8 protein-coding genes are annotated in these 7,292 nt (G+C 69.7%); 2 read left to right on the forward strand and 6 right to left on the reverse strand.

The window, feature by feature from the left end; all coding sequences use genetic code 11:
- Positions 1-162 precede the first annotated feature (162 nt).
- Positions 163-501 carry a DUF1330 domain-containing protein gene (locus QH290_RS28980; RefSeq protein ID WP_280265164.1) on the forward strand — a complete coding sequence of 113 codons (339 nt, stop codon included), beginning with the start codon at positions 163-165 and terminating at the stop codon, positions 499-501.
- 13 nt (positions 502-514) lie between these two features.
- On the opposite strand, the gene QH290_RS28985 is transcribed toward QH290_RS28980, so the two are convergent.
- From QH290_RS28985 to QH290_RS28995, 3 genes are all read right to left on the reverse strand, one after another.
- On the reverse strand, positions 515-1,294 hold the full coding sequence (locus QH290_RS28985; RefSeq protein WP_280386347.1) for an alpha/beta fold hydrolase: 780 nt from the start codon (positions 1,292-1,294) through the stop codon (positions 515-517).
- Between the two features lie 187 nt (positions 1,295-1,481).
- Complete coding sequence (locus QH290_RS28990) at positions 1,482-2,333, reverse strand: Bax inhibitor-1/YccA family protein (protein WP_280386348.1); 852 nt, start codon at positions 2,331-2,333, stop codon at positions 1,482-1,484.
- A 134-nt stretch (positions 2,334-2,467) separates the two neighbouring features.
- Complete coding sequence (locus QH290_RS28995) at positions 2,468-3,625, reverse strand: class I SAM-dependent methyltransferase (protein ID WP_280386350.1); 1,158 nt, start codon at positions 3,623-3,625, stop codon at positions 2,468-2,470.
- A 72-nt stretch (positions 3,626-3,697) separates the two neighbouring features.
- Between QH290_RS28995 and QH290_RS29000 the strand changes: the two genes are divergently transcribed.
- A complete protein-coding gene (locus QH290_RS29000) occupies positions 3,698-4,276 on the forward strand; it encodes an AMIN-like domain-containing (lipo)protein (protein WP_280266084.1) in 579 nt (192 codons plus the stop codon).
- Positions 4,277-4,306: 30 nt separating this feature from the next.
- Here QH290_RS29000 and QH290_RS29005 read toward each other — a convergent pair whose 3' ends face one another.
- The 3 genes from QH290_RS29005 to QH290_RS29015 all read right to left on the reverse strand — a co-directional run bounded on the left by QH290_RS29005 (position 4,307) and on the right by QH290_RS29015 (position 6,487).
- Positions 4,307-4,624, reverse strand: a complete 318-nt coding sequence (locus QH290_RS29005) for a nuclear transport factor 2-like protein (RefSeq protein WP_280266085.1) — start codon at positions 4,622-4,624, stop codon at positions 4,307-4,309.
- Between the two features lie 173 nt (positions 4,625-4,797).
- Positions 4,798-4,965 carry a hypothetical protein gene (locus QH290_RS29010; protein WP_280266086.1) on the reverse strand — a complete coding sequence of 56 codons (168 nt, stop codon included), beginning with the start codon at positions 4,963-4,965 and terminating at the stop codon, positions 4,798-4,800.
- A 70-nt stretch (positions 4,966-5,035) separates the two neighbouring features.
- Positions 5,036-6,487 (reverse strand): MDR family MFS transporter, encoded by a 1,452-nt coding sequence (locus QH290_RS29015; protein ID WP_280386352.1) that lies wholly within the window; start codon positions 6,485-6,487, stop codon positions 5,036-5,038.
- Positions 6,488-7,292 lie beyond the last annotated feature (805 nt).

A 7,292-nucleotide genomic window follows, 5' to 3' on the forward strand; every position in this document is an offset into this window, starting at 1 on the left:
ATTATAGCCCCCCCGCCGCCGTCTACAACCTTACCTCCCCCCCCGCCCCCCCCCCCCGCGCCTTCCCCCCCGGGGCTCTCCCTTATCCCCCAGGTAATCGACTTCCAGGCATAGGCGCGGAAATATCCAGGGCATCAAAGGAATACGGTCGAGGAGTCCGAGATGCCTGCTTATGCCATCGCTCATCTGCACGATGTCGACGCCAATGCCGAAATAGTCGAGTACCTGCGGCGGATCGATGACACCCTGGCGCCGTTCGGCGGGAAATTCATCGTGCACGGTGGGCGGCAATGCGTCGTCGAGGGACCCGTCGACGGCCGTGCGATCGTGATCGAATTCCCGGATTACGATGCGGCGCAGGCGTGGTACGCCTCGCCGGAGTATCAGGCGATTCTGCCGCTGCGCACGAACAACTCCGACAGCGTGGGGATCCTGGCCGACCACTGCGGCGACGACCACGTCGCCACCGACATCCTGCCGCCGTCGGCACTACGCGACTGATCGCAGGCGGGGTTCAACGCCCGGCGGACGTCAGGAAGTCCCGGACCAACGGCCCTGCGACGGAACGGAACTCCTCGAAATAGGCGTGCCTGGCACCCGGGATGAGGTGCAGCCGGGCGCCGGGTATCCGCTCGGCGAGCAGCGGCGCATTGGCGGCCGGATTGAAGCGGTCGTCGGTGCCGTGCACGACCAGCGTCGCAGCGGCGATGTCGGGCAGGACATCCCAGGCGTCGTGGCGATGGCTCGCGATCAGATGACGGCGGCGGGCATGGGACGGCATCTCCGGATCGCCGAGGGTCTGGTAGGGCCCGGGGTGGGTCGCGAGCCATTTCGGGGTGTACATGAGGTCCTGCAGCGTCTGTTCGGCCGTCGCCGGATTCGCCAGCAGGGCACGGATTTCCGGACCGCGCTCCACACCGTGCCTGCCACCGGGCGAGGTGCAGCCGAGCACCAGCGCGCGCACGCGGTCAGGGTATCGGGCCGCCACCCACTGCGCCACGCGGCCGCCCATCGAGGTGCCGTAGACGTCGGCGCGGTCGATGCCGAGATCGTCCAGCACCGCGATCGCATCCTCCGCGAACCCCGGTGTGCTGTACGGGATATCCGGCTTGTCGCTGTCCCCCGTGCCGCGGTAGTCGAAGGTGATCGTGCGATGCGTGCCGTGGAAGTCGTCGCGGATGCCGTCCCACCAGTGATGGTTGTTGGACTGGCCCGCGATCAGCAACAGCGGCGTGCCCGCGCCCGCCACCTGATACGCGATCCTTACGCCATCGGCGGCCTTTGCGTACGGCACGGCCCTCCCTTTCCGCACTCCTCCACCGTCGTGCACCACTATCCCAACACCGTCGCGCACCCGATTGATCCCGCGCGCGGCCACGGCCCGCGCCGATCACGGAGCCGTGCCGCGACATGGCCGGAATCATACGCAAAGCGGGTGGTCACCGAGGATTCGGTGACCACCCGCCAGGCTGTCCGGGCCGCTAGTCGTTCTGCAGGTAACTGAGCAGCCGCAGGATCTCGAGGTACAGCCAGACCAGGGTGACAGTGAGGCCGAGCGCCACGCCCCACGCGGCCTTCTCCGGCGCCTGCGCGCGGATCAGCTGGTCGGCGGCGTCGAAGTCGAGCAGGAAGCTGAACGCGGCGATCGCGATCACGACCAGGCTGAAGATGATCGAGATCGTGCCGCCGTCACGCAGGCCGAACCCGCCCGGGGTGAAGAACGCGGCGACCATGTTGCCGAGCATCAGGACCAGCACGCCGATCATCGCGCCGACGATCATGCGGGTGAATCGCGGCGTCACCCGGATGGCGCCGGTCTTGTACACCACGAGCATGCCGAAGAACACGCCGAAGGTGCCGAGCACCGCCTGCGCGATCAGCGCCGAGCCGCCCACGCCGCCGAAGGCGACGTTGGTGAACATGAACGACAGCGCGCCCAGGAACATGCCCTCGAACGCGGCGTAGCTGAGCACGATGGCCGGGTTGTCCTGCTTGCGGCCGAACGTCGCGACCAGCACCAGCACCAGGCCGACCAGGCCGCCGACGATGACGAACAGCGGTGCCAGCGCGTGGTTGGCGGCGGTCAATCCGTAGGAGATGATCGCCGCCAGGGTAACCACGCCCAGCGTGATACCCGTCTTCGTGACGACGTCGTCGATGGTCATCGGGCGAGCGCCCGCCTGGGTCGGCGGCTGGTACTGCTGCTCGTAGCCCTGCGGCTGCTGCCCGTACTGCGCGAATTGCCCGGCGCCCGCAGCCGCCGAACCGAACCCCGCGTATCCACCCTGCTGTTGCGGCAGGTTCTTGAAGATCGGGTTGCTTGAGGTGCGCACCGTTCTCGTGCCTTTCCGAAGGTCGCGGTCCACGACTCTCGTGGCCGTTTCGAGTATCCAACGTGCCGCGGCAGGATCAAGTTCCCGAACCGGGCGAAAATCCGGACAAAGCGGACTCTACTACTGCCCGGAACCTACTCCTGCCGGACGTCGCGCAGACCACGCATCGACCGCGTCACCGTGAATTTGCGGTTGCGAGCCACCACGTCGGTCTTGCCGACCAGCCGTTCCATGACCCCACGATAGTTCAGGTGCGAGTTGTACACAGTCCATAACTCACCGCCGGGCCGCAGCACCCGTCCCGTCTCGGCGAACATCTTGATCGCCGAGCCGGTGTGCACCGCCGCGCCCACATGGAAAGGGGGGTTGCACACCACGAGGTCCGCGCTGTGCGCGGCCACCCCCGCCATCGCGTCGTCGCGCAGCACCGTCACCCGATCGGCCACACAGTTCGCCGCGGCCGTCGCGCGCGCCGAGGCGACCGCCGCCGCCGACTGATCGGTGCCGACCACGCTGATCCGCGGGCGCGCCTTGGCCAGCGCGACCGCCAGAATGCCGGTGCCGCAACCCAGATCGATCGCCTCGCGGGCGTCCGGCTTCATGCGCCGGACGTGCTCGAGCAGGAAACGGGTGCCGATGTCCAGGCGCGGGCCCGAGAACGCGGCACCGTGCGCGACGACCTCCAGTCCCAGCTCGTCGAGCTGGTTGCGCACGGGAAAGGGCGGATCGCCGAGCGGTTTCGGGTGCTGCGCCAACAGGATTCGCGACTTCTGCCGCCCCCGGCTGGCGCGCACCGAGGCGAACGACTCGCTCAGCACGTCGTTCATGGCCGGTGTCAGATATTTGTCGCGGGCACCGGCGAACACCTCGACCTCGGGATCGGCGTAGCGGGCGACGGCGTCGGCGATCTCGGCCAGCCCGGACAGCGCCCGGGGCAGTCGCAGCAGCACCACCCGCGCACCCTCGAGCAGGCGGCGGCCGAGGGCGTGGGCCGTGTAGCGGTCGGACAGCCCGAGGGCGCGCGCGTTGTTGGCCAGCGCGAGTTCGCCGGTGAGCAGGTCCTGGTGCACGCGGACCCCGCTCAGCTCGTGGGTGGCGATGGCGCCCAGGGTGAGCGCGCCGTACCCGTCGTCGACCACCGCGACGCCCTCGCCCTCGCCCCCGGCGGCGGCGAGGGCGTCGGCGGCGACATCGAGGATCAACCGGTCGGCGGCGTCGACCGCGTAGAGGTTCACCGCTTCCACGTCCGGGTATCGCCGCAGCCGGCTCAATACGTCGTCGACCTCCTGCACGCCTACAGTGTGCTAGATCGTTGCCGTGTCGTCGCGCCGACCCCGGTGGTCTCACCGCATACCATCGGCCCCATGCGTAACAGGCTGGCGTTGACAGTGGTCGCGGGGCTCGCACTGCTGGCGGGTTGCTCCGACGGTGCGTCCGAGACGGCGGAGCAGCGGCCCGCCGCGACCTCGGCGCCGTCGACCAGCGGGCCCGAATCCCCGCCGCCGACGGGCACATCGCCCCGGGAGGGCAAGCCCTCGAGCGACGCCCGCCTCACCGTCACCGGCGTGCGCCTCGGTCATCACGACGGCTTCGACCGGGTGGTCTACGAGCTCGGCGGGACCGGCACACCGGGCTGGCGGGTGCAGTACACAGGCCGCGCGGTGCAGGACGGCAGCGGCCGGGTGGTCGACGTGGCCGGGCAGTCGATCCTCGAGGTGCAGATCCTGGGCTCGGCCTATCCGTGGGACAGCGGTGCCACCCCTTACGCGGGCCCCGATCCGGCGACCGACCCCGGCGTGCCCGGGATCGCGGGCGTCTACGGCACGCAGGTCTTCGAGGGCACCACACAGTCGTTCATCGGCGTGAATGCCGACAAGCCCGGGTTCGCGGTCAGTTCGCTGGAGAATCCGGCACGGCTGGTCATCGACGTCGCCACGGGGTGAGCATGGATCCCGGCCTGCTTTTGGCCGGGATCAGGCCTGGCCGGTTTCGAAGCGGGAGACCTTCTCGCCCGCGACGGTGAAACGCCAGGCGGTGCGCATGGAGCCCCAGCGGTCGTTGGTGTAGTCGGCGACGAAGGATCGGCCGCCGTCGGCGATCGTGGCCGGGTCGACGGTCATGCGGCCGTTGGTGTCGAACGCCTCGCCCTGCACCCACTGCCGCAGGTCGCGGTCGCTGCCGTCGTCGGACATGGTGGCGTCGTCGGTGAGCAGGTCGTAGAAGGAGGCGCTGTCGCCCGCGTTGAGCGTGTCCACGAACTTCGCCACCACGGGATCGAGTAGCTCGGCCATCCAGGCACCCCTTCCGGGTCCGGTACCGCAAGATCGGGTCACAGCAAATTTACCGCAACACGCTTCGCGCGTCCGTTAGTCAGGGTCGATCACTCCGGCGCTCGTTTCGGATGGGCGATCACTCCGGCGCTCGTTTCGGATGGGCGATCACTTCTCCGGTCCGGGCGGGCCGATCACTCCTCGGATTCGTCGTCGCGTGGCGCGGCGGGTCTCGGTCCGAGCCGGATGACGCCGCGGTCGAGATCGAGCTCGCCGACCTCGAACGACTGGCCGCTGCCCGCCTCGTCGTCGCTCTCCTTGCGCAGCCTCCCGCCGTGCAGGAGTTCACCGAACTGTCCCATGCGCCCCACCCTACGCCGCACGTCCGACGAGCGCGGGGCCATGAGCCGACCGCGACCGGTGAGCGGACCGTCAATCCTGTGCGGCCGCCACGCTTTCCGCCGCCACCGGCACCGAATGCGCTGCCTTGCTGCGCGGCAGCGCCGCGGCGGCCACGACCATCACCACCGCCATCGCCGAGACCCCGAGGAACACCAGGTGGATCGCCGACGACAGCACCTCCGGCGCTGGATGTTCGGCGGCGCCCACCCGCATGTTCACCAGGGCACCGAAGACCGCGACACCCACGGCGCTGCCGATCGAGCGGGCGAACATGTTGGTACCGGTCACCACGCCGCGCTCGCTCCATTCCGCGCTGGTCTGGGCGGCGATCAGGGTCGGTGCCGCGACCCAGCCCAATCCGGCGCCGACGACGAAACAGCTCAGCGCGATCTGCCACAGTCCGGAGCCGCTGCCGAGCAGCAGGGTCGACAGCGCACCGAGGGCGGCCAGCGTGCTGCCGATCAGCGCGGTACGGCGAAAACCGATGCGCAGGTACAGCTTTCCGGCCAGCGAGGCGGTCAGGGGCCAGCCCAGCGTGAGCGCGCCGACCGTCAGCCCGGCCACGAGCGCGCCGACGCCGAGCACGCCCTGCGCGAAAGTCGGTACGTACGAGGTCAATCCGAGCATGACCGCCCCGATCAGCAGCGACGCCAGACTGCTCGTCACGACGATGCGGCGGGTGAAAACCCACAGCGGCAGAATCGGATTCGCGGCGCGCTGCTCGACGAAGCCGAACAGCACCAGCAGCGCCGCGCCACCCGCGAACACCGCGATACCGATCGGCGAATCCCACGCCCACGAGTGCCCGCCCTCGAGCAGTCCCAAGATGACCGCGCCCGCGCCCACGGCCAGCAGCGCGGCGCCGAGGTAGTCGACGCGGTGCCGTTGCCGGGGCGCGGTCTCCCGGAACGACCGCATCAGCACCCAGGCCGCCAGCGCCGCGAGCGGCAGATTGATCAGGAAGATCCACCGCCAGCTGAGGTAGTCGGAGAACAGCCCGCCCAGCAGCGGCCCGAGAACCGACGAGGCCGCCCACACGCTGGCCAGGTAGCCCTGCACGGTGGCGCGTTCCTCGAGGGTGTAGATGTCACCGGCGATGGTCATCGACATCGGCTGCACCGCGCCCGCGCCGATGCCCTGCACGGCGCGAAAGATGATGAGCGCGAGCATATTCGACGCGAGACCGCACAGCAGCGAGCCGAGCGCGAAGACGGCGATGCCGAACAGCATCACCGGCTTGCGGCCGAAGGTGTCGGCGAGCTTGCCGTAGATCGGGACCGTCACCGCCTGCGCCAGCAGATAGATCGAGAACAGCCAGGGGAACTGAGCGAAGCCGCCGAGGTTGTCGGTGATGGAGAGCACGGCGGTGGCGATGATCGTCGAGTCCAGCGCCACCAGGGAGGTGGACAGCATCAGCGCCGCGAGGATCGCGCCGCGCTCGGAGCGGAGGCCGATCGAGGGTTTCCTGGTGGCGGCGGTCAACGGACACCCTCTCATTAGCTCGGCTCAACAACTGAGTCGAACGCCCCGAACCCGCCGATATTCCATACGGGAAGGGGGTATTCCCGCCGGAAGCCCTAGAATGGCGGCGTGGTCACCCAGCCCAGCCCCCGAGCCCCCGGATATCTCCGGCTGCTCGGCACGCTGGCGCTGCTGGCAGCCGTCGCCATCATGCACGCGGTCGTCTTCACCAGCGGCCACGCCCAAGCCGCGGCCCATCCCCAGGCATCCGGCCACCCACAACCGCCCAGCCACACCCAGGCCGCGGCTTACGCGCAAACACCCGGCCGTATCCAGGCGCCTGGCCACGCACATAGGCCCGACCCGCCCCAGGCAACCGGGCACGCACCGACAACCCGCCACGCGCAGGCAACCCGCAATGCACACACGCCCGGCTACGCCCAGGCATACGGGCAAGCGCCAACATCCGGCCGCGTACAGACAACCGCCAGTTTGGGAGATGGCGGGAAGTTGGTGGGCGGTTCCGGGGCGTGGGCCGAGGGGGCACCGGCGAGTGGTGGGGTGGATTGTGAGGGGTGTGGCGGGGTGCATGGGGGGATGCATGCCTGTGTGTTCGTGTTGGCGGGGCTGGTGCTGGCGTTGGGGCTGGCGGTGTTGGGGTGGATCGGGTTCGGCGGGGGTGCGGCCGGGCGGCGGGCGGGGCGGCCGCGGGTTGTGCGGCGGGCTCGGGCGCCGCCGTGGTGGGTGGTGTCCCGGTCGGGACTGGGGGTTCTGCGGCTGTGATGGGCCGGGCGGGGCGGGGTGGATCCGCCGCGGGGGGGGGGGG

The sequence above is a fragment of the Nocardia wallacei genome, assembly GCF_029869545.1.
Taxonomy (GTDB): Bacteria; Actinomycetota; Actinomycetes; order Mycobacteriales; family Mycobacteriaceae; genus Nocardia; species Nocardia wallacei_A.